Source organism: Streptomyces sp. CA-250714, assembly GCF_050936705.1.
GTDB lineage: Bacteria > Actinomycetota > Actinomycetes > Streptomycetales > Streptomycetaceae > Streptomyces.
Genome location: NZ_JBNJMI010000001.1, coordinates 3,369,633 through 3,390,321 on the forward strand (window position 1 = coordinate 3,369,633; position 20,689 = coordinate 3,390,321).

18 protein-coding genes are annotated in these 20,689 nt (G+C 70.5%); 6 read left to right on the forward strand and 12 right to left on the reverse strand.

The window, feature by feature from the left end; all coding sequences use genetic code 11:
- Positions 1 to 9 precede the first annotated feature (9 nt).
- The 8 genes from ACQEU8_RS14960 to ACQEU8_RS14995 all read right to left on the reverse strand — a co-directional run bounded on the left by ACQEU8_RS14960 (position 10) and on the right by ACQEU8_RS14995 (position 7,067).
- Positions 10 to 2,082 (reverse strand): NADH-quinone oxidoreductase subunit 5 family protein, encoded by a 2,073-nt coding sequence (locus tag ACQEU8_RS14960; protein WP_433100741.1) that lies wholly within the window; start codon positions 2,080 to 2,082, stop codon positions 10 to 12.
- Entirely contained in the window at positions 2,079 to 2,519 is a 441-nt protein-coding gene (gene nuoK, locus ACQEU8_RS14965) for an NADH-quinone oxidoreductase subunit NuoK (RefSeq protein WP_433100743.1), read from the reverse strand. Before nuoK ends, ACQEU8_RS14960 begins: the two co-directional genes overlap by 4 nt.
- Positions 2,519 to 3,127 carry an NADH-quinone oxidoreductase subunit J family protein gene (locus tag ACQEU8_RS14970; RefSeq protein ID WP_433100745.1) on the reverse strand — a complete coding sequence of 203 codons (609 nt, stop codon included), beginning with the start codon at positions 3,125 to 3,127 and terminating at the stop codon, positions 2,519 to 2,521. Before ACQEU8_RS14970 ends, nuoK begins: the two co-directional genes overlap by 1 nt.
- Positions 3,124 to 3,750 (reverse strand): 4Fe-4S binding protein, encoded by a 627-nt coding sequence (locus ACQEU8_RS14975; protein WP_433102401.1) that lies wholly within the window; start codon positions 3,748 to 3,750, stop codon positions 3,124 to 3,126. Before ACQEU8_RS14975 ends, ACQEU8_RS14970 begins: the two co-directional genes overlap by 4 nt.
- A 122-nt stretch (positions 3,751 to 3,872) precedes the next feature.
- Positions 3,873 to 4,829, reverse strand: a complete 957-nt coding sequence (locus ACQEU8_RS14980; RefSeq protein ID WP_433100747.1) for a complex I subunit 1/NuoH family protein — start codon at positions 4,827 to 4,829, stop codon at positions 3,873 to 3,875.
- A complete protein-coding gene (locus ACQEU8_RS14985) occupies positions 4,829 to 6,022 on the reverse strand; it encodes an NADH-quinone oxidoreductase subunit C (protein WP_433100749.1) in 1,194 nt (397 codons plus the stop codon). The genes ACQEU8_RS14980 and ACQEU8_RS14985 overlap by 1 nt, the downstream gene beginning before the upstream one ends.
- Positions 6,019 to 6,705: an NADH-quinone oxidoreductase subunit B gene (locus tag ACQEU8_RS14990; protein WP_433100751.1), complete on the reverse strand. Its 687-nt coding sequence runs from the start codon at positions 6,703 to 6,705 to the stop codon at positions 6,019 to 6,021. Before ACQEU8_RS14990 ends, ACQEU8_RS14985 begins: the two co-directional genes overlap by 4 nt.
- Positions 6,696 to 7,067, reverse strand: a complete 372-nt coding sequence (locus ACQEU8_RS14995) for an NADH-quinone oxidoreductase subunit A (protein WP_433100753.1) — start codon at positions 7,065 to 7,067, stop codon at positions 6,696 to 6,698. The genes ACQEU8_RS14990 and ACQEU8_RS14995 overlap by 10 nt, the downstream gene beginning before the upstream one ends.
- A gap of 272 nt (positions 7,068 to 7,339) precedes the next feature.
- On the opposite strand from ACQEU8_RS14995, the gene ACQEU8_RS15000 reads away from it, so the two are divergent.
- The 5 genes from ACQEU8_RS15000 to rarD all read left to right on the forward strand — a co-directional run bounded on the left by ACQEU8_RS15000 (position 7,340) and on the right by rarD (position 14,242).
- Complete coding sequence (locus tag ACQEU8_RS15000) at positions 7,340 to 8,704, forward strand: sensor histidine kinase (RefSeq protein WP_433100755.1); 1,365 nt, start codon at positions 7,340 to 7,342, stop codon at positions 8,702 to 8,704.
- 135 nt (positions 8,705 to 8,839) lie between these two features.
- Positions 8,840 to 9,499, forward strand: a complete 660-nt coding sequence (locus tag ACQEU8_RS15005; RefSeq protein ID WP_433102403.1) for a response regulator transcription factor — start codon at positions 8,840 to 8,842, stop codon at positions 9,497 to 9,499.
- A gap of 393 nt (positions 9,500 to 9,892) precedes the next feature.
- Positions 9,893 to 11,821: a 2-oxoacid:acceptor oxidoreductase subunit alpha gene (locus tag ACQEU8_RS15010; RefSeq protein ID WP_433100757.1), complete on the forward strand. Its 1,929-nt coding sequence runs from the start codon at positions 9,893 to 9,895 to the stop codon at positions 11,819 to 11,821.
- A gap of 124 nt (positions 11,822 to 11,945) precedes the next feature.
- Positions 11,946 to 12,962, forward strand: a complete 1,017-nt coding sequence (locus tag ACQEU8_RS15015) for a 2-oxoacid:ferredoxin oxidoreductase subunit beta (protein ID WP_433102405.1) — start codon at positions 11,946 to 11,948, stop codon at positions 12,960 to 12,962.
- 266 nt (positions 12,963 to 13,228) lie between these two features.
- Positions 13,229 to 14,242 carry an EamA family transporter RarD gene (gene rarD, locus ACQEU8_RS15020; RefSeq protein WP_433100759.1) on the forward strand — a complete coding sequence of 338 codons (1,014 nt, stop codon included), beginning with the start codon at positions 13,229 to 13,231 and terminating at the stop codon, positions 14,240 to 14,242.
- A gap of 63 nt (positions 14,243 to 14,305) precedes the next feature.
- On the opposite strand, the gene ACQEU8_RS15025 is transcribed toward rarD, so the two are convergent.
- From ACQEU8_RS15025 to ACQEU8_RS15040, 4 genes are all read right to left on the reverse strand, one after another.
- Positions 14,306 to 15,313, reverse strand: coding sequence for an ABC transporter permease (locus ACQEU8_RS15025; RefSeq protein ID WP_433100761.1), 1,008 nt, complete (start codon positions 15,311 to 15,313; stop codon positions 14,306 to 14,308).
- Complete coding sequence (locus ACQEU8_RS15030) at positions 15,300 to 16,262, reverse strand: ATP-binding cassette domain-containing protein (RefSeq protein WP_433100763.1); 963 nt, start codon at positions 16,260 to 16,262, stop codon at positions 15,300 to 15,302. Before ACQEU8_RS15030 ends, ACQEU8_RS15025 begins: the two co-directional genes overlap by 14 nt.
- A gap of 73 nt (positions 16,263 to 16,335) precedes the next feature.
- Positions 16,336 to 17,610, reverse strand: a complete 1,275-nt coding sequence (locus ACQEU8_RS15035; RefSeq protein WP_433100765.1) for a LolA family protein — start codon at positions 17,608 to 17,610, stop codon at positions 16,336 to 16,338.
- Positions 17,611 to 17,976: 366 nt separating this feature from the next.
- Entirely contained in the window at positions 17,977 to 18,990 is a 1,014-nt protein-coding gene (locus ACQEU8_RS15040) for a polyprenyl synthetase family protein (protein WP_433100766.1), read from the reverse strand.
- 397 nt (positions 18,991 to 19,387) lie between these two features.
- Here ACQEU8_RS15040 and fahA point away from each other — a divergent pair, with 397 nt between their 5' ends.
- On the forward strand, positions 19,388 to 20,593 hold the full coding sequence (fahA, locus tag ACQEU8_RS15045) for a fumarylacetoacetase (RefSeq protein WP_433100768.1): 1,206 nt from the start codon (positions 19,388 to 19,390) through the stop codon (positions 20,591 to 20,593).
- Positions 20,594 to 20,689 lie beyond the last annotated feature (96 nt).

A 20,689-nucleotide genomic window follows, 5' to 3' on the forward strand; every position in this document is an offset into this window, starting at 1 on the left:
GGGATCACGTCACGCCCCTCCGTTTCCGGTCACGGCCACCACGGCGACGACGGCGAGCACCAGTGAGCCCGTCAGAAGCGCACCGAGGTAGGTCTGCACGTTGCCCGTCTGCGCACGCCGGACAGCGGCGCCCAGCAGCCGGGAGCCCCGCCCGGCGCCTGCCACATAGGCGTCGACCACCTCGCGGTCCAGGAAGCGCACCAGCCGGGCCGCGCCCTGGGCGGGACGTACGGCGACAGCGCGGTAGAGCGTGTCCAGGTGGAAGCCGGCTGCCGCGTGCCTGTGCAGCGGTCCCAGCAGCAGCACGCCGGGGTCGGCGTCGTGTTCCGGGTGCAGTGCGGCGAGCGCGCTGCTGTGCCGCCAGGTCGCGTAGGTGAGAAGACCGCCCACCAGTGTCACGCCGGTGGCGAGCACGGAGGTGGTCAGGGTGGGGGTGAGGGACGCCCTGTCGAACCAGTCGGGCAGTACGAGAAAAGCGAGTCCCAGGACGAGGGACGGCAGCGCGAGCACCCATAGGACGACGGTCATGACAGCGGGCGCGGGATGGTGGTCGTGCGCGTCGCGGTCGGCCGGTTCGTGCGACGGTCGGTGCGCGGGCCCGGGGGTGGCGAGTTCGGTCTCGGGCGCCTGCTGCGGCACCTGCTCGGGTACGTGTTCGGCGGCTTTCTCGCTCTTGACGGCGAGCGGTGCCACCGCTGTTGTGCCACGGAAGGCCAGCAGCCACAGCCGGGCCGCGTAGGCGGCGGTCAGCAGTGCGGTGACAAGCCCGGCGACAAGGACGATCCATCCGGCGCTCGCGGGGGCGGCGTGCGCCCCCGTAAACGGTGCGTGCGCGTCGCCGAAGGCAGCGTGTTCGGCTGCCGCCAGCACGGCTTCCTTGGAGAAGAACCCGGAGAACGGCGGGACGGCGGCGAGTGCCAGCAGTGCGATGGTCATCGTCCAGTAGGCGTCGGGCGCACGCTTGGCGATGCCGCCTGTACGGGCCATCACGGTCAGCGAGTTGGTGCCGGCGGTGTGGATGAGAACTCCGGCGGCGAGGAAGAGCAGCGCCTTGAACGCGCCATGGGTGAGCAGGTGGAAGACGGCGGCACCCCGGTCCGCGACAGCCAGCGCCGCGGCCATGTAGGCGAGTTGGCTGATCGTCGAGTAGGCGAGGACGCGCTTGATGTCGTCCTGGGCGAGTGCGGCCAGCGCCGAGCCGGTCATGGTGAGCGCGGCCAGCACCGCGAGGACGACGAGTGCGGCGGTGGAGGCGGTGAAGACGGGCAGCAGCCGGGCCACGAAGTAGATGCCCGCCGCGACCATCGTGGCCGCGTGGATCAGCGCGGAGACCGGCGTCGGGCCTGCCATCGCGTCCGGCAGCCAGGAGTGCAGCGGCAGTTGCGCCGACTTGCCCGCGACTCCGGCGAGCAGGAGCAGCGCGATCAGCGTGGGGTGCGTCAGTTCGAAGCCGGAGAGGCTGGAGGTGAGGCGGGTGACGACGGTGCTGATGCGGAAGCTGCCCGTCTCGGAGGCCAGCGCCAGGATGCCGATGAGGAACGGCACATCGCCCAGCTTGGTGACGAGGAACGCCTTGAGGGAGGCGGAGCGCGCGGCCGGGGTCTCCCAGTAGTGCCCGACCAGGAAGTATGAGCAGATGCCCATGACTTCCCAGCCGACGAGCAGCACGATCAGGTCGTCGCTGTAGACGACGAGGAACATCGCGGCCGTGAAGAGCGACACCAGCGCGGCGTACGAGGCGTAGCGCGGGTCGTCGCGCAGATAGCCGGTCGAGTAGAGCTGCACGCAGGTGGCGACGACACCGACGAGGACGGCGACGAGCACCGCGAAGCCGTCGAGGTTGAGCGCGAGCTGGATCGGCAGCGCCTCGTTGCCGGTCGGCGCCAGCTCCGTCGCGGCGCGCACCGGGGCACCGCCGCCCTGGCGGACCGCGACGGCGACGGCGAGGGCCGCGGCGGCGAGCGTGGGCAGGACCGCGAGCGGGCGTACGAAGCCGGGGGCACGGCGGCCGAGGAGCAGCCCCGCGAGGGCGCCGAGCGCCGGGAGTACGGGGACGAGCGCTGCGAGGGTCGTGGTGCTCACGCGTGCCGCCTCCCTGCGGCCGGGCCCTGAACCTGCTGGTCGGAGCCGCTCTCGGCGTCGTTGTCAGTGGCGGGTGCCATCCTTTTCTCATCGCGTGAACCGTCGCTGGAGTCGCCCCCTGGTGGGCCGTCGCTCTCGCGGAGGTCCCTGAGTCTGTCGATGTCGGAGCTGCCGCGGTTGCGGTAGACCAGCAGGACGATCGCCAGACCGATGCCGATCTCGGCTGCGGCGATCGCGATGGTGAAGAGGGTGAGCGCCTGGCCCGCGTGCAGGGTGTCGCGGAGCCAGACGTCGAAGGCGACGAGGTTGAGGTTGACGGCGTTGAGCATCAGCTCGACGGCCATCAGGACGAGGATGGCGTTCCTGCGCGCGAGGACGCCGTAGATGCCTACGCAGAAGAGGAGGACGGCGAGGACTGCGGGATAGGCGAGATGCATCAGCGCTCACCGGCCTTGTTCCGCCCGGGGTGGACATCAGCGGCGGTGTTGTTCCGCCTGGAGAGGACGATGGCGCCGACGAGTGCGGCGAGCAGGAGTACGGACAGCGCCTCGAACGGCAGCACCCAGTGCCGGAAGAGGGCCGTACCGGTCACTTCGGAGGAGCCCTCGCCGGGACCGGCGGGCGCATCGAGGTCGATCCAGGTGGAGCGGAAGGCGTCGACGACGACGGTGACGAGGGTGGCCGCCGCGGCGAGCGAGACGGCGAGCGCGATCCAGCGGTTGCCCGAGTCGGCGTCGGGCGAGCGCCCGATGGGCGCCTTGGTGAGCATGAGGCCGAAGAGGATGAGGACGACGACGGAGCCGACGTAGATCAGCACCTGCACCCAGGCAATGAACTCGGCGGTCAGCAGGAGGTACTCGACGGCGATCCCGCCGAGTGCCACCACCAGCCACAGCGCGGCGTGCACGAGCTGTCTGGTGGCCACGGTCACCAGGGCGGCGCCGAGGGTGACGATCCCGACCAGGACGAAGACGATCTCGACACCTGTGGGTGAGAGGAAGCCGGGGTGGCCGGCGGCGAGGGGCTGCGCGAGGACGGTGCTCACTCGGCACCACCCCGCGAGTCCTGACCGGGGCGCTGCGAGTCCTGGCCGGGGGCCTGTGTCGGCTTCCGGTCGGAGCTCTGCGTCGGCTTCCGGTCGGGGGCCTCGGCGGTCTCCTGCGCCGGCTGCTCGCGGTGGGCGGCGAGCATGTCGGTTCCGGCGGCCTGGGCTGCCTTGTCGGCGGCCTTGCGGGCGGCGGCCAGCTCCTTGGCCTCCTCTGCTGCCTCATCCAGGGGTGGCGGTTCGGGCACGGTCCACATCCACTCGCGGAGCTTGTCCCGCTCGTGGGTCAGCTCGCGGATATCGGTCTCCGCGTACTCGAATTCGGGCGACCAGAACAGCGCGTCAAAAGGACAAACTTCGATGCAGATACCGCAGTACATGCACAGGGCGAAGTCGATGGCGAACCGGTCCAGGACGTTGCGGCTGCGCTCGCGTCCGCCCGGCGCGGCGGGAGGCACCGTCTCCTTGTGGGAGTCGATGTAGATGCACCAGTCCGGGCACTCGCGGGCGCAGAGCATGCAGACGGTGCAGTTCTCCTCGAACAAGCCGATCACGCCCCGGCTGCGGGGCGGCAGTTCGGGCTGCGCGTCGGGGTAGTGCTCGGTGACCGAACGCCGGGTCATCGTGCGGAGGGTGACGGCCAGGCCCTTGGCCAGCCCGGAGCCGAACACTCCGCGCTTCGAGCCGGGCCGCTCGGCGGGCGTGCCCGCGGAGTGGGCGCCCTCGGAGTGGGCGTGGGACACGGCTACATCACCACCTTGACGACACCGGTGAGGGCGATCTGGAAGAGGGAGAGGGGAACGAGCACCGTCCAGGCCAGCCGCTGGATCTGGTCCTCGCGCAACCGGGGGTAGCTGACCCGCAGCCAGATCACGCCGAAGGCGAGGATGCCGGTCTTGAGCAGCATCCACAGCCAGCCCAGACCGTCCTCGAAGGGCCCGTGCCAGCCGCCGAGGAAGAGCACGGCGGTGAGCGCGGACAGTACGACGATGCCCGCGTACTCGGCGAGCAGGAAGAGCGCGAAGCGCAGCCCGGTGTACTCGGTGTACGCGCCGAAGATGATCTCCGAGTCGGCGATCGGCGCGTCGAACGGCGGGCGCTGCAACTCGGCGAGGCCCGCGATGAAGAAGACGGCGGCCCCGACGAGCTGCCACGGCAGCCACCACCACTCCCACACTCCGAGGATCCCGGGAAGGGAGAGGGTGCCGGCGGCCATGGCGACGGAGGCGGCGGCGAGCAGCATCGGCAGCTCGTACGCCATCAGCTGGGCGGCGGTACGCAGGCCGCCGAGAAGGGAGAACTTGTTGGCCGACGCCCAGCCGCCCATCAGGGAACCGAGGATGCCGACGCCCATCACGGCCAGTACGAAGAAGATCCCGGTGTCCAGCGCCTGCGCGACTCCCCCGCCGGGGGCGACCGGGATCGCGACGAGCACGAGGAGGTACGGGATCAGCGCCAGCGCGGGCGCGAGCTGGAAGACGCGGCGGTCGGCGCCGTCGGGGACGACGTCCTCCTTCTGGGCGAACTTCACCCCGTCGGCCACCAGCTGGGCCCACCCGTGGAAGCCGCCCGCGTACATCGGACCGACGCGTCCTTGCATATGGGCCATCACCTTGTGCTCGGTCTGTCCCACCAGGAGAGGGAGCACGAGGAAGGCGAGCAGCACGGCGAGGATCCGGACGGTGACATCGAGGGCGTCCATCAGGCTCCGTCCCCCTGTGCGCCGTCTGTGCTCTCGCTCTGTTCGCCGTCTGAGCTCTGGTTCCGGTTGCCGGCGCTGCTGCCGCTGGTCGGGTTGTCGTCGCCGGATCGGTTGCCGTCGCCGGTTCGGCTGTCGTCGCCAGTCGGGTTGTCGTCGCCCGTTCGGTTGTCGTCGCCGCCGGTTTCTTGGGGTGTGTCCCGGCTTTCGTCCTGCTTCGCGTCGCTGTCGGGCTGCTTCGCGTCGCTGTCGGGGCCTGACTCGGCTTCACCGGCCGACGGGGCGTGGCGCCACGGCGCGTCGGTCGAGCGCGGCGTCCTGGGGGCCCCGGCCGCCGGGCGCTCACCTGCGGCACGGCCCTTCTCAGCTGCCGGACGCCCCTCGGACGGTGCGGGTTCCTCCGTAGGTGCGGGCTGCTCCCCTCTCGTCGCGCGCTGTGAGGCCGAGCCGCTGCTTGCGCTGCGGTCGCGGCGTGGCTTGCGCGGGGTGGTCGCGGCTGCCTCCGCGTCCTGCTGGGACGCCGAACCGGCGCTCGCGCTGCGGGTGCGGCGCGGGGTGTCGCCGGTGGCGCGGCGGGAGCGTTCGCGGGTGGGGGCAGGAGGGAGCTGTCCCTTGAGGGGGCCCCACTCGTTCGGGTCGGGGACGCCGGGAGGGAGCATCTGGCGGCGTTTGGGGCCGCCGTGCCCCGACTCGCCGGGCTCCTTCGCACCGGGCCACGCCTTGACGACGCGGGCTGCCAGGACGAAGTCCTTGCGCAGCGGATGTCCCTCGAAGGAGTCGGGCAGCAGCAACGGTACGAGATGCGGGTGGCCAGGGAAGTCGACGCCGAACATCTCGTGGGTCTCCCGCTCGTGCCAGGCCGCACCGGCGTAGACGCCGGTGGCGGTGGGCAGCGCTGCGGCCTCGTGCGGAATCGTCGTACGCAGGACGAGGCGGCGCACGCCGGTGCCCGGGGCGGGCAGCGCCACCAGGTGGGCGCAGGTCCGGAAGCCGGTGCCCGGCTCGTCGACGGCGCTGAGCCAGTCGAAGTAGGTGCAGCCCAGTTCGTCACGGGCTGCGGTCAGTGCGGGGATCCAGGCTTCGGCGGGTACGTCGACGGTGAGGAGTCCGTAGGCGTCCTCGGCCGTCGCACCCTCGCCGAACAGTTCGTCGGCCGGGCGCGGCAGCCAGCCGGGGTGCTGGGGCGGCTCGGTCACCGTCCATCCTCCTCGGTGTCACCGTCCGGGCCCGCGTCCGGTGCCGACGGCGACGCCGTCGGTGGGGCGACCAGACCGCTGGTGAGGGCACCAGCCGAAGGAACACCGGCCGAAGGGGCGCCGACGGCGGGGGCGCCCTGCCCGCCGCTGCGCGCATAGCGGTCAGCGGTGGACTCGGCGGCGATCTTCTCCTGGAGCTTCAGTACGCCCTGCAGCAGCGCCTCGGGGCGGGGCGGGCAGCCGGGGACGTAGACGTCGACGGGGATGATCTGGTCGACGCCCTTGGTGACCGCGTACGAGTCCCAGTAGGGGCCGCCGCAGTTGGAACAGGCACCGAAGGAGATGACGTATTTGGGCTCCGGCATCTGCTCGTACAGCCGTTTGACGGCGGGGGCCATCTTGTCCGTGACCGTCCCGGAGACCACCATCAGGTCGGCCTGCCGCGGCCCGGGCGCGAAGGGGATGACGCCGAGCCGGATGAAGTCGTGCCGTGCCATGGAGGCGGCGATGAACTCGATGGCGCAGCAGGCCAGACCGAAGTTGAAGACCCAGAGGCTGTAGCGGCGGCCCCAGTTGAGGACCACCTTCATGGGTTCGGGCGCCAGCCGCGAAAGCAGGCCGAGCTGGGGGCGTCCCTCGGCTGCCGGCGTCGCTGCGGGAGTCGGGGTGTTCGTTACGTCCATTCCAGGACGCCCTTCTTGTACGCGTACAGCAGGCCGACGGCCAGGAAGCCGAGAAAGACGAACATCTCCGCCAGCGTGGTCCCGCCGTAACCGGGCGCTGCGAACACCGTCGCCCAGGGGAAGAGGAAGATCGCGTCGACGGCGAAGATGACGTACAGGAACGCGTAGACGTAGTAGCGGATCTGCGTGTGTGCCCAGCCCTCGCCGACGGGGTCGACCCCGCATTCGTACGTCAGCATCTTCTCGCGGGTGGGAACCACCGGCCGCAGCAGCCGACCTGCGGCGAAGGCCACGCAGACGAAGAGCACACCGACGACGGCTACCAGCCCGACGACTGTATAGCCGTGGAAGTAGTCCGGCACGCCTGCCCCGTCCTGTGTCGGTGTTATACGTTCGACGATCTGTACGCACGGAGTGTAGGCCCTGCCGGACCCGCTGAGGACAGCCGCGTCACACTCGAGGGCTTCGGCGCCGGGCCTCGGCCGGATCGCCGTCCAGCCTGGTCAAGATCGCGCAAGCGCATCTCCGGGCATGACGCGGAGATCAGCCGGCGTCGAGGGCTAGGGATAACCCCCGTATCAAGACTCCAGCTCGCGCGATTACCTGCGGCGCCTCGGCGGGCGATGCTTGATCCATGACTGGCAACGCTTGCTCCATCACTCCCGCGGCTCCGGCGCCGCGGCGGCCCTGGCTCGTCTTCCTGCGGGCTCCGCTGGCCCGGCGGTCGTTGCGCGAGCTGGCGTACGTCGTCACGGGGCTGCCGGTGGCGGGCATCGCCTTCTGCTTTGCCGCGGGGATGCTGTTTTTCGGCGGGCTCCTGGCGGTCACCTTTGTGGGGCTGCCGGTGCTGGCGGCCGGGCTGGCGGGGTGCCGGGCGCTGGGGCATCTGGAGCGGGGGCGGGCGCGGGCGCTGCTGGGTCTCGAGGTGGGTGAGCCGAAGCCGGTGCGGACGCTGCGCCGGTCGAGCGGGCTGATGTCGTGGATAGGGGCGCTGTTGCGCAGCGGGGTCTCCTGGCGGCATCTGCTCTACACCCTGCTGCATCTGCCGTGGTCGTTCTTCAGCTGCGGCGTGGCACTGCTGGCCTGGTGTGGCGGCTGGTCGATGGTCCTCTACCCGCCGGCGGAATGGCTGTCCCCCGGTTCTATAGACGTTCCCGTGCTCCGGGTCGGCCGCGACGGCATCACCTCCGCCTCGACGCCGCAGCAGAGCAGCACGGTGCTGGACGGCGGTGCCGCGCAGGCGTTCGTCCTGGGGCTGGGGCTGGTGATCGTCCTGCTCACGCCTTGGCTCGTTCGCGGTCTCGTACAGGTGGACAAGTTGCTGGTCAGCGGGCTGCTCGGGCCGTGGTCGCTGTCGGCGCGGGTGTCTCAGCTGGAGACGGACCGCGGCGCGGTCGTGGATACGGCGGCAGCCGATCTGCGGCGGATCGAGCGGAATCTGCACGACGGTGCCCAGGCGCGCCTGGTCTCGCTGGCCATGGAACTGGGGCTGGCGAAGGAGAAGCTGCTGGACGATCCGGAACCGGACCCGCAGGCCGTGGCGGCGCTGATCGACGGGGCGCACGGTGAGGTGAAGCTCGCCCTCCAGGAGCTGCGGGACCTGGCCCGGGGCATCCACCCGGCAATACTGACCGACCGCGGTCTCGGCCCGGCGCTCTCCGCGCTGGCCGCCCGCTGCACCGTGCCGGTCCCGGTCACGGTCGAGCTGGACCGGCGTCCGGCCGCCGCGATCGAGGGCATCGCCTACTTCACCGTCTCCGAGCTGCTGCAGAACATCAGCAAGCACAGTGCGGCGCGGCGCGGGTCGGTGGAGATATGGCGGAGCGAGCAGCGCCTACTCATACAGGTGACGGATGACGGCAAGGGCGGGGCCCAGGTCGAGGACGGTTCCGGGCTCGCCGGGCTGGCCGACCGGCTGCGGGCGGTGGACGGGCTGCTGGCGGTGCACTCCCCCGCCGGCGGGCCGACGACGGTGACGGCTGAACTGCCCTGGCGGTGACGTTCTGGGATGCTCATCGCCCGGAATGCGCACAGCGCGGACGACCGGAACGCGCACAGCGCGGACGATGGGCAGCACAGTGGGGGAGCCATGGGGCAGCAGGTGGGGGAGAACGTGGAACAAGGGGAGCCCGGGGTGCGGGTGGTGATCGCGGAGGACTCCGTTCTGCTGCGGGAGGGGCTGACCCGGCTGCTGACGGACCGGGGGCATGAGGTGGTCGCCGGGGTGGGGGACGGCGACGCGCTGGTGAAGACCGTGAGCGAGCTGGCCGCCAGGGGTGAGGCCCCCGATGTGGTGGTGGCGGACGTCCGGATGCCCCCGACACACACGGACGAAGGGGTACGCGCTGCGGTGCGGCTGCGCACGGAGCACCCGGCGGTGGGGGTGCTGGTGCTGTCCCAGTACGTGGAGGAGCAGTACGCCACGGAGCTGCTGGCCGGGTCGAGCCGCGGGGTGGGCTATCTGCTCAAGGACCGGGTGGCCGAGGTGCGGGAGTTCGTGGAGGCGGTCGCACGGGTGGCCGGGGGCGGCACCGCCCTGGACCCGGAGGTGGTGGCCCAGCTGCTGGGGCGCAGCCGGAAGCAGGATGTGCTGGCGGGGCTCACCCCGCGGGAGCGGGAGGTTCTGGCACTGATGGCGGAGGGGCGGACGAACTCCGCGATCGCCGCCCGGCTGGTGATCAGCGCGGGGGCGGTGGAGAAGCACGTCAGCAGCATCTTCGTGAAGCTGGGGCTCTCCCAGAGTGACGCGGATCACCGCAGGGTGCTGGCTGTGCTGGCGTATCTGAACTCGTGAAGCTCTGCCGGGGCTCATGATGCCCTGCTGGAGCTGCCCTTGAGCCGCCCTGGAGGCGCTCCGGAGCTGCTCTGCGTAGAGCTTTTCCGCGGCTCGGGCACGTCGCGGCCGGGGGGCGATGGGGCATAACGGGAATAGAGGGGAACAGCAGGGGCGCTTCAGATGGAGTGCTTCAGGGGGACTGCGCCAGTGCTCATCGTTTGAGGAACCCTCCAGGAGGGGGGCGGACCGTGGGTCCTACGGCGCGCACAGATGCCTCAAAAGATGCCTCAGGTACCTCCAGTACCAAGACATCTCAGAAATCTGTCCACGATGGGAACAGCCGCGGGAAGGCAACCCTTAGCGACGTACGATGGCAGGCGAGCCGCCGCCTTGAGGGAGGTCCGATCCAACGTGACCAGTCAGGTCAGTAGCCCAGCCGGGCAACAGTCCGGCCCCGAAGGGGGCCAGGACAGCGGACGGGACAAGGAGGTCCGGCGCCTGGACCGGGTCATCATCCGGTTCGCGGGAGACTCCGGCGACGGTATGCAGCTCACCGGGGACCGTTTCACATCCGAGACGGCCTCGTTCGGCAACGACCTGTCGACGCTGCCGAACTTCCCGGCGGAGATCCGCGCCCCCGCGGGCACCCTGCCGGGCGTCTCCAGCTTCCAGCTGCACTTCGCCGACCACGACATCCTCACCCCGGGTGACGCGCCCAACGTGCTGGTCGCGATGAATCCCGCGGCGCTGAAGGCCAACATGGCGGATCTGCCGCGCGGTGCCGAGATCATCGTGAACACGGACGAGTTCACCAAGCGGGCGATGGCGAAGGTCGGCTACGACGCCAGCCCACTGGAGGACGGCTCGCTGGACGGCTACAGCGTGCATCCCGTGCCGCTGACGACGCTGACGGTCGAGGCGCTCAGGGACTACGAGCTGGGCCGCAAGGAGGCCGGGCGGTCGAAGAACATGTTCGCGCTGGGCCTGCTGTCGTGGATGTACAACAGGCCGACCGAGCAGACCGAGGCGTTCCTGCGCTCGAAGTTCGCGAAGAAGCCGACGGTGGCCGAGGCGAACATCGCGGCGTTCCGCGCCGGATGGAACTTCGGCGAGACGACCGAGGACTTCGCGGTCTCCTACGAGGTCGCGCCCGCTTCCAGCGCCTTCCCGCCCGGGACGTACCGGAACATTTCCGGCAACCTCGCGCTTTCTTACGGACTGATCGCGGCGTCTCAGCAGGCGGACCTGCCGCTCTTCCTCGGCTCGTACCCGATCACTCCGGCCTCCGACGTGCTGCACGAGCTGAGCAAGCACAAGAACTTCGGGGTGCGCTCCTTCCAGGCGGAGGACGAGATCGCAGGCATCGGTGCCGCGCTCGGTGCTGCCTTCGGCGGCTCGCTGGCGGTCACCACCACCTCGGGGCCCGGCGTGGCGCTCAAGTCGGAGACCATCGGCCTGGCCGTCTCGCTGGAGCTGCCGCTGCTGGTCATCGACATCCAGCGCGGCGGCCCCTCCACCGGGCTGCCGACCAAGACCGAGCAGGCCGATCTGCTCCAGGCGATGTACGGGCGCAACGGCGAGGCGCCGGTGCCGATCGTGGCGCCGGCCACCCCGGCCGACTGCTTCACGGCGGCGCTGGACGCCGCGCGGATCGCGCTCACCTATCGGACGCCGGTGTTCCTCCTGTCGGACGGTTATCTGGCGAACGGCTCCGAGCCGTGGCGGATCCCCGAGGTGGACGAGCTGCCCGATCTGCGGACACAGTTCGCCTCCGGGCCCAACCACCAGCTGGACGACGGCACCGAGGTCTTCTGGCCGTACAAGCGCGACCCGCACACCCTGGCCCGCCCCTGGGCGGTGCCGGGTACGCCGGGGCTCGAACACCGTATCGGCGGCATCGAGAAGCAGGACGGCACCGGCAACATCTCCTACGACCCGGCCAACCACGACTTCATGGTCCGTACCCGCCAGGCCAAGGTGGACGGCGTCGAGGTGCCGGACGTGGAGGTCAGCGACCCGAGCGGAAACGCGAAGCTGCTGGTGCTGGGCTGGGGCTCGACGTACGGGCCCATCACCGCCGCCGTACGCCGGATCCGCAAAGCCGGGGACGAGATCGCGCAGGCGCATCTGCGGTACCTCAACCCGTTCCCGCAGAATCTCGGTGAGGTGCTACGGCGCTACGAGAAGGTCGTCATCCCGGAGATGAACCTCGGCCAGCTCGCCACGTTGATCCGCGCTCGATACCTGGTCGACGCACAGTCGTATACGCAGGTCCGCGGCCTGCCCTTCAAGGCGGAGCAGCTCGCGACCGCACTCAAGGAGGCCATCACACATGGCTGAGACGTCCTCCGGTCTCGCTCCGGAGACCGCCCGGGCCCAGCAGAACGGTTCCCCCACATCTCCTCCGCCGGCCGGCACGCCCGAGGCGCTGTCGCTGGTGCCCAAGGCGGTCGGCAAGCAGTCGATGAAGGACTTCAAGTCCGACCAGGAGGTCCGCTGGTGCCCCGGCTGCGGTGACTACGCCGTACTGGCGGCCGTCCAGGGGTTCATGCCGGAGCTGGGGCTGGCGAAGGAGAACATCGTCTTCGTCTCGGGTATCGGCTGCTCCTCGCGCTTCCCGTACTACATGAACACCTACGGGATGCACTCCATCCACGGCCGCGCCCCGGCGATCGCGACCGGTCTGGCGGCCTCGCGGCGCGACCTGAGCGTGTGGGTGGTGACCGGTGACGGGGACGCGCTCTCCATCGGCGGCAACCATCTGATCCATGCGCTGCGGCGCAATGTGAATCTGAAGATCCTGCTGTTCAACAACCGGATCTACGGGCTCACCAAGGGCCAGTACAGCCCGACGTCGGAGGCCGGGAAGATCACCAAGTCCACGCCCATGGGGTCGCTGGACGCGCCGTTCAACCCGGTGTCGCTGGCGCTGGGTGCCGAGGCGTCGTTCGTGGCCCGTACGGTCGACTCGGACCGCAAGCACCTCACCAGCGTGCTGCGCGCCGCCGCCGACCACCCGGGCTCGGCGCTGGTGGAGATCTACCAGAACTGCAACATCTTCAACGACGGCGCCTTCGATGCCCTCAAGGACAAGGAGCAGGCGCAGGAGGCCGTGATCCGGCTGGAGCACGGCGAGCCGATCCGCTTCGGCGCCCCCGCCGAGGACGGCCTCGGCTCCCAGGGCGTGGTCCGCGACCGGGCCACCGGCGACCTGCGGATCGTGGACGTCCGCGAGGAGGGCACCGCCGAGGTGCTGGTGCACGACGCCTCGGCCGCCTCGCCGACCACCGCGTTCGCCCTCTCCCGGCTCGCCGACCCGGACACGCTGCACCACACCCCCATCGGTGTGCTGCGCGATGTGCGGCGCCCGGTCTACGACACGGAGATGGCCGACCAGCTGGAACGCGCCGTCGAACAGAACGGCAAGGGCGATCTGTCCGCGCTGCTGCACGGCAACGACACCTGGACGGTCGTGGGCTGACGCCCCGAAGCGCTGCCCGACATCGAGGCCCGGCACCCGGTGGGTGCCGGGCCTCGGTGCGTCTCCCGAGCCCGGAACGCCTGCCACCGGGGGCGACAGGACCATAACTCGGAACGGGAATGACAAGAGGGGATCCCTCCCGTTACCTTTCGGGAAGCGGCACACCGGTTCCGCGACAGCCGGGGGCAGCCGGGGCAGCCGGGACAGCCGAGGCAGTTGGAGCAGCCGGGGCAGCCGGGCGATCGGGACAGAAAGCAGGGAGGGTCATGCAGACACCGAGTACACAGCGCACGGGGCTGCTGTTCGGCTTCGCGGCGTACGGGATGTGGGGACTGCTGCCCCTGTACTGGCACGCGCTCGCCCACGTCGGTGCCGGAGAGGTGCTCGCCCACCGCATGCTCTGGTCGCTGCCGACAGCACTGGTGATCCTGGCGCTGCTGCGCCGCTGGTCATGGGTGACCGCACTGGTGCGCCAGCCGAAGAAGCTGGGCCTGGTGGTGCTGGCCTCGGCCGTGATCTCCCTCAACTGGGGGCTGTTCATCTGGGCCGTCAGCGTCGACAGAGTGCTCGAATCCTCGCTCGGCTACTTCATCAACCCGCTGGTCTCCATAGCCTTCGGCGTACTGCTGCTCCGGGAACGGCTGCGTGTCGCCCAGTGGGCGGCCGTCGCCATCGGTGCCGCCGCCGTCGTCGTGATGACCGTCGCCTACGGCAAACTGCCCTGGCTCTCCCTCTGCCTGGCGTTCAGCTTCGCGACGTACGGGCTGATCAAGAAGCATGTGAAGCTGGACGGTGTGGAGGGCTTCAGCGCGGAGACGGCGGTGCAGTTCCTGCCCGCGCTCGGCTTCCTGGTCTTCCTCGGCTCGCGCGGTGAATCCTCCTTCGCCTCCGACGGGCTCGGCAACGCGCTGCTGCTGGCCTGCGCCGGGGTGGCCACCGCGCTGCCGCTGATCTTCTTCGGCAGCGCCGCCGTACGGCTGCCGCTGTCCACCATCGGGCTGCTCCAGTATCTGGCTCCTGCCTTTATGTTCGTCCTCGGCCTCACCCTCTTCCACGAGGAGATGCCGCCGGAGCGGTGGGCCGGCTTCGGCCTGGTGTGGGTGGCGCTCACCATTCTCACCTGGGACGCCTTGCGGAACGCCCAGCGCGGGCGGGCCCGGTTGCGGGCCGCGAGTGCCGCTGCCGCGGAGGCCGTTGTCGCGGAGTCGCAGGCCGACGAGACGCCTGGCAGCGAGTCGCCGATCGCCGAGCCTCCGGTTGCGGGGGCGGCCGAGCGCTGACGGTCCTCGCGGGTCGGCCGAACGTCGTCGGGTCCGGTTGTCGCACGACGACCGGACCCGCTGCTATGCCGTCACGTCGCGGTTGTTGAACCTGGCCCACGCCGCTGAGCCGAAGACAGCCACGTACAGGGCCTGGAGTCCGAGGTTCTTCAGGATGTCGTCCCAGTAGACGGGATCGCGCAGCAGATCGGCGAAGCTCAGCCAGTAGTTGGGGAACAGGAACGGGTGGAACTCGTCCAGCTGCGGGATGGTGTTGACGATCTGCACCGCGATCAGCAGTCCCACCGTGGCGGCCATGGCGGCGATACCGCTGTTGGTGAGGGTCGAGATGAACAGGCCGAGCGCCGCCAGACCGAGCAGACTGAGGGCGACCACCGCGGCGATGGCCAGGGCACGCAGCAGCCCGTGGCCGAAGGAGACCGTGGTGCCGGACAGCAGGGTGACCTCGCCGGTGGGGAAGAGCAGCGCACCGGTCACCAGCGCGGAGACGGCCACCGTCATGGTCGCCGCCAGACAGAAGACGACCACCGTGGTCAGCTTCGCCAGCAGCAGCCGGGTACGGCCCGCCGGGGCGACCAGGAGATAGCGCAGGGTGCCAGCGCCCGCCTCTCCCGCCACGGCGTCCCCGGCCACCACACCGACCGTCATCGGCAGGAAGAACGGCAGGGTGGCGGCCAGCGAGGTGAAGACCAGGAACAGGCCGTTGTTGGTGATCTGGGAGATGAACGCCGGGCCCTCTCCCCCACCGTCGCCGACCGAGCCGCCGTCGCTGGTCTCGACCTTCACCGCGATGCCCACCAGCACCGGCACGGCCGCCAGCACGGCCAGCAGCGCCAGGGTCCGCCACCGCCGGAAGGTGACGAGCAGTTCGCTGCGGAACAGCCCAAGTGTCCACAGCGGCGACGACTTACGGGCAGCACGCGGCGCGGCCCCGGGCCCGGCCTCGGCTACGGCCACCGTCCCGGCTCCGGCTCCGGCCTCTTGGTCGTACGACTTCGCGTCGTACGACTGCCCTTCACGCGACTCCCCGTCGTACGACCGCCCGTCGGGTGACGCCTCAGTCCGCGACATCGAAGCCCTCCCCGGTGAGCGAGACGAACACGTCCTCCAGCGAAGCACGCTGCACGCCGAAGGCGCGGACTCGGACGCCGGCCCTCACGAGGGCCGTGTTGAGCTCGGCGAGATCGCCGGGCGGCGGGTCGCCGGTCAGCTCTTCGCCGTCGGTGATCAGGTCAGACACCCCGTGCTCCTTCAGCACCCGGGCGGCCTCGCCCGGGTCGGGGGTGGTGACGGCCAGCCTGCCCCTGGCGCCCGCCGACATCTCGGCGACGGTCCCCTGGGTGACGAGGCGGCCGCGGTGCATGACGGCCGTATGGGTGCAGACCTGTTCGATCTCGTCCAGCAGATGGGAGGAGAGGAAGACGGTGCTGCCATCACCCGCCAACTCCCGTACCAGCGAACGGATCTCCCGCATGCCCTGCGGGTCGAGCCCATTGGTCGGCTCGTCCAGGACGAGCAGCTCGCGGGGCTGGAGCAGCGCGGCGGCCAGGCCGAGCCGCTGCTTCATGCCCAGCGAGTAGGCCCGCGCCTTCTTGCCCGCGGCTGCCGAGAGACCCACGCGTTCCAGCGCCCGGTCCACCCGGGCCGCGCGGTTACGGGGATCGGCGGTGGGGTCGGCCGCGTCGTAGCGCAGCAGGTTCTCCCGCCCGGAGAGGAAGCCGTAGAGCGCCGGCCCCTCGATGAGTGCGCCCACCCTGGGCAGCACCCGGCGGACCGACCCCGGCATCGGCTCGCCCAGCAGACGAGCGGTGCCGCCGGTGGGTTCGATCAGGCCGAGCAGCATCCGGATGGTGGTGGTCTTGCCCGAGCCGTTGGGCCCGAGGAAGCCGAAGACGCTGCCGCGCGGGACGGACAGGTCGAGGGAGTCGACGGCGAGCTGACCGCCGCGGTAGCGCTTGGTGAGCCCTTGGGTGGAGATCACCGCGCTGTCGTCCTCCGTTACGGCGGTCGGCTCGGTCATATGCCCCCGTCCTGTCCTTCCTCGCGCGGCCGCTGTGCGCCCGCTCGGCCGCTGGGCGCCGGTCGGGCAGCGGCTACTTGGCCGACTTGTCCTGGTTGGCGGCCTTGACCAGGCCGTCCTTGGTGACGGCGCCGATGTAGACCTTGCCGTCGTCGGTCATCAGAGCGTTCACCAGGCGAGTGCTGAAGACCCGTCCGGTGCCGAAGTCGCCCTGCACCTTGTCGGTGAACTTGTCCAGCATCTCGCCGGACTCCTTGCCGCCGGAGCTCGGGCCGCCGAGTCCGCCGGGCATCCCGGTGTCGATCCTGGCCACCTTGCCCCAGTCGCCGGCGGACTTGTTGACGACCTCCAGGCCCGAACCCGAGAGCCCGGCGAGCCCTCCCGGGGCCCGTCGGTCGCCGCCGCCGGCCATCTCGTGCGGCTTCGCTTCGGTGACCTTGGTGCCCTTGGGCGGGGTGAAGTCGAAGCTGTCGGCGTCGGGCTTGCCGAAGTCCACCTTCGTGTACGCCACATCGACGGCGGGCTTGTCGCCGTCCTTCGGGTTGAGCGTGGACCGCAGCGGCACACCGTTGTCCGCGTCCACCGCTATGCGAGCCGACTCGATGGTGGAGTCCGGTGCGCCCTTGGGCTTGATCACCAGCTGGTAGGCGTCGCGCCCGGCGACCTTCGCGGTGCCGTCGACGGTCACGGAAGTGGACTTGCCGACCGCCTTGAGGGCCTGCTTCGCGGCTTCCTGCGGGGTGACCGCGTCGGGCTTCTTGCCCTGCCACCGCTCGGCGGACCTGCCGTGCGCCCCCTTGGAATCTTTGGCGTCCTTGGGCGCCTTGGCGTGCCATGCGGTGTTGCTGCCGCTGTCGTACGCCCACAGGTCGCGGCCGTTGTGGACGAGGCTGTACTCGGCCGCGTCCTCCATGATCGAGACGCGCTGCTTGTCGGGACCGTCCGCGGCGAAGCGCAGCGTGTGCTCCCCGGAGGCCAGCTGGGCCAGCTTCTTGTCCGGGGAGGCGTCCGGCTTCTCCCCCTTGCCTTCCTTGCCCTCGCCGCCGTCGGAACCGTGCGGTCCGCCGCCGAAGCCGCCGCCTCCGCCACCGCCCGCACCCCCGCTGCCGGGAAGGGAGGGCAGGCCGAGGTCGGTGCTCACTTTGACGGTGCCGGACATGTGCTCGACGTCGGACGCGGCCACCTTCGCGACCAGTTCCTCCGCGCTGACCTTCGGCAGGTCAGGATCGCCGGAACTGGCGAGCGCGGGCACCAGGCCGACGGTCGCGGCGGCAACCCCGGCAACAGCCACCGGCACGCCGTACCGGACCGTCTTGCGCCGGGGGTTCCCCGGTTGGATCTGTGCCATCTGTCTGTCCTACCTCCGTGATCGGCGGCGGCTTCAAAGGTCGCACTCGTCCACCCTTTGCCGCCATTCTCACCCGAATCGGTGCTGGGTGGGTGCTTCCATGGCACCAAATTCCGCGCTATGGCGCGTCAACCGTGGGAGGCACATTCCGCTACTCCCCCGGGATGACGGCCCTCCGCCTTCGGGTTGGCACCGGCCGACGGCGACTCGGGGTCATCTCCGCGCGGACACGCCGCAGTTGCGGACGAGTACGGGGATGCGGAGGAGTACGGAGTACGGCGGGAAGGACCACAGAAGCACGGCGCGGAGAAGTACGGAAGTACAGGGCGAAGGAGTACGGCTCGTCGGCCCAACTCGTCCGCGCCGTCAGCCCGCCCGGTCGACGACCGCCGTGCACAGCCCGGACAGTGCGGCCTTGGCGGCGTTGTCGGGCAGCGGCGCCAGCATCTCGCGGGCCTCGTCGGCGTACCGGACGGTGGCGCGGCGGGCCTGCTCCAGCGCGGGGTGGACGCGCAGCGCGGTCAGCGCTTCGGTGAGCCGTCCGTCGTCGGAGAGGTCCCCTTCGAGCAGCGCGCACAACTCGCGGTCCTCGCGGGTCCCGTCCGGGCCCGCCGCACGCGCGCGCAGATAGAGCACCGGCAGGGTGGCAATACCCTCCCGCAGGTCGGTGCCCGGTGTCTTGCCCGACTCGTGCTCGTCGCTGGCGATGTCGAGGACGTCATCGGCGAGCTGGAAGGCGACACCGATGCGCTCGCCGTACTGGGTGAGCACCGAGACGGTCCGCTCGTCGGCGCCCGACATCATGGCGCCGAAGCGGCCGGCGACGGCGATCAGCGAGCCGGTCTTGCCCGCGATCACCTCGAGGTAGTGGTCGATGGCGTCGTGGCCGTCGGCGGGGCCGGCGGTCTCCATGATCTGGCCGGTGACGAGCCGTTCGAACGCCTGGGCCTGGATACGGACCGCTTCCGGGCCGAGGTCGGCCAGTATGTGCGAGGCGCGGGAGAAGAGGAAGTCGCCGGTGAGCACGGCGACGGAGTTGTCCCAGTTGGCGTTGGCGCTGGGCACCCCGCGCCGCACGTCGGCCTCGTCCATCACATCGTCGTGGTAGAGCGTGGCCAGATGGGTCAGCTCGACGACCACCGCAGCCGGGACGACACCGGGCGCGTGCGGGTCGCCGAACTGGGCGCCGAGCATCACCAGCAGTGGCCGGAACCGTTTGCCACCGGCCCGCACAAGGTGCTGCGCCGCCTCCGTTATGAAGGGCACGTCGCTCTTGGTGGCCTCGAGCAGGCCCTCCTCGACGGCCGCCAACCCGGCCAGGACATCGGCTTCGAGAGCCTGGTCCCGCACGCTCAGCCCGAAGGGCCCGACGACGGTCACGAGGGGTACTCCTGTCTGCGTACGTGGAACGAACGGGTACGGGTGCTGGGCACCGGTCGGCGGCGCCGGCTCCTGGGTGGCTCTGTCTTCCTGGCGTCTGCTGTGTCTTCGTCGCGTCTTCCCGGCCGGATGTCACCCGTCTCTCGAGTGCACCCTCCTGTGGCAGCGTAACCGGTCACATAACGATCACGGTCGGCGCCTGCCCAGCAGACCACTCTTGGCGTGCCATGCCGGTATATACCGGATAGGGGACAAATCGCGCATAGGGCGTGTTTTACCCAGAAATTGTCCGCCGGGAGAGGGCGGCGGCCGCCGCACGGAAGGGGCGTCGGAAGGGCCGGTCTTTCGCGGAAACGGGTAGAGGCAGGGCAGGCACCCGGCACTTAACCTGACCCTCATGAGTGACAGTGCCCTTTTCGGCCCGGACAACCTTCCGTACGGCCTCTTCAGCACCCCGGACCAGCCCGGCCACCGCCGGCTCGGTGTCCGGTTCGGCGACGACGTGCTCGACGTGGGCGCGGCCGCCGCCGCGTTCGGCGACGACCACACCGAGCTGCTGCGAGCGCCCTCGCTCAATCCGCTGCTGGCCGCCGGCCGGCCCGTCTGGCAGGAAGTGCGCAGCCGGCTGCGCGGCTGGCTGACCGACGACGCGCACCGCGCGACCGCGGCCCGGCACCTGCTGCCGCTGTCCGATGTCCAGCTCCACCTCCCGTTCGAGGTCGCCGACTACGTCGACTTCTACGCCAGCGAGCACCACGCCACCAACGTCGGCCGGATCTTCCGCCCCGACGGTGACGCGCTCACCCCCAACTGGAAGCATCTGCCGATCGGTTACCACGGACGCGCGGGCACCGTCGTCGTCTCGGGCACGCCCGTGGTGCGCCCCCAGGGGCAGCGCAAGCCCCCGAAGGAGCCGCTGCCCGTCTTCGGCCCCTCGCAGCGGCTGGACATCGAGGCGGAGGTCGGCTTCGTCGTCGGCACCCCCAGCGAGCAGGGGCGTCCGGTGGGGCTGACCGGATTCCGCGACCATGTGTTCGGCGTGACGCTGCTGAACGACTGGTCGGCGCGGGACCTCCAGGCGTGGGAGTACGTGCCGCTGGGCCCCTTCCTGGGCAAGTCGTTCGCCACCTCCGTCTCGCCGTGGATCACCCCGCTGGAAGCGCTGGACGCCGCGCGGGTGGCACCGCCGCAGCGGGACTTCCCCCTGCTGCCGTATCTGGACGACTCCGCGGAGGACATCGAGCCGGGCGGGTTCGACCTGCGGATCACGGTGGAGCTGAACGGGCACGTCATCGCGGAGCCGCCGTTCGCCACCATGTACTGGACCGCGGCGCAGCAGCTGGCGCATATGACGGTGAACGGTGCTTCGCTGCGTACGGGTGACCTGTACGCGTCCGGCACCGTGAGCGGGCCTGAGCACAAGCAGCGCGGGTCCCTGCTGGAGCTGACGTGGGGCGGGCGCGAGCCGCTCGCCCTTCCTGAGGGCGAGCGGGCTTTTCTGGAAGACGGTGACGAGGTGACGCTGACCGCTTGGGCGCCGGGGCCTGGCGGGGGCCGGATCGGGTTGGGCGAGGTGCGCGGACGGGTGGAGCCCAGCGTGTAAGTGAGGGCACCGCCTTCAAGGGCACCCCTTCCGGGGAGGGGGTGCCCTGTCCGTCGTCCGCGGACTGCAGCTATGTCGTGGCTTGTCGCGCAGTTC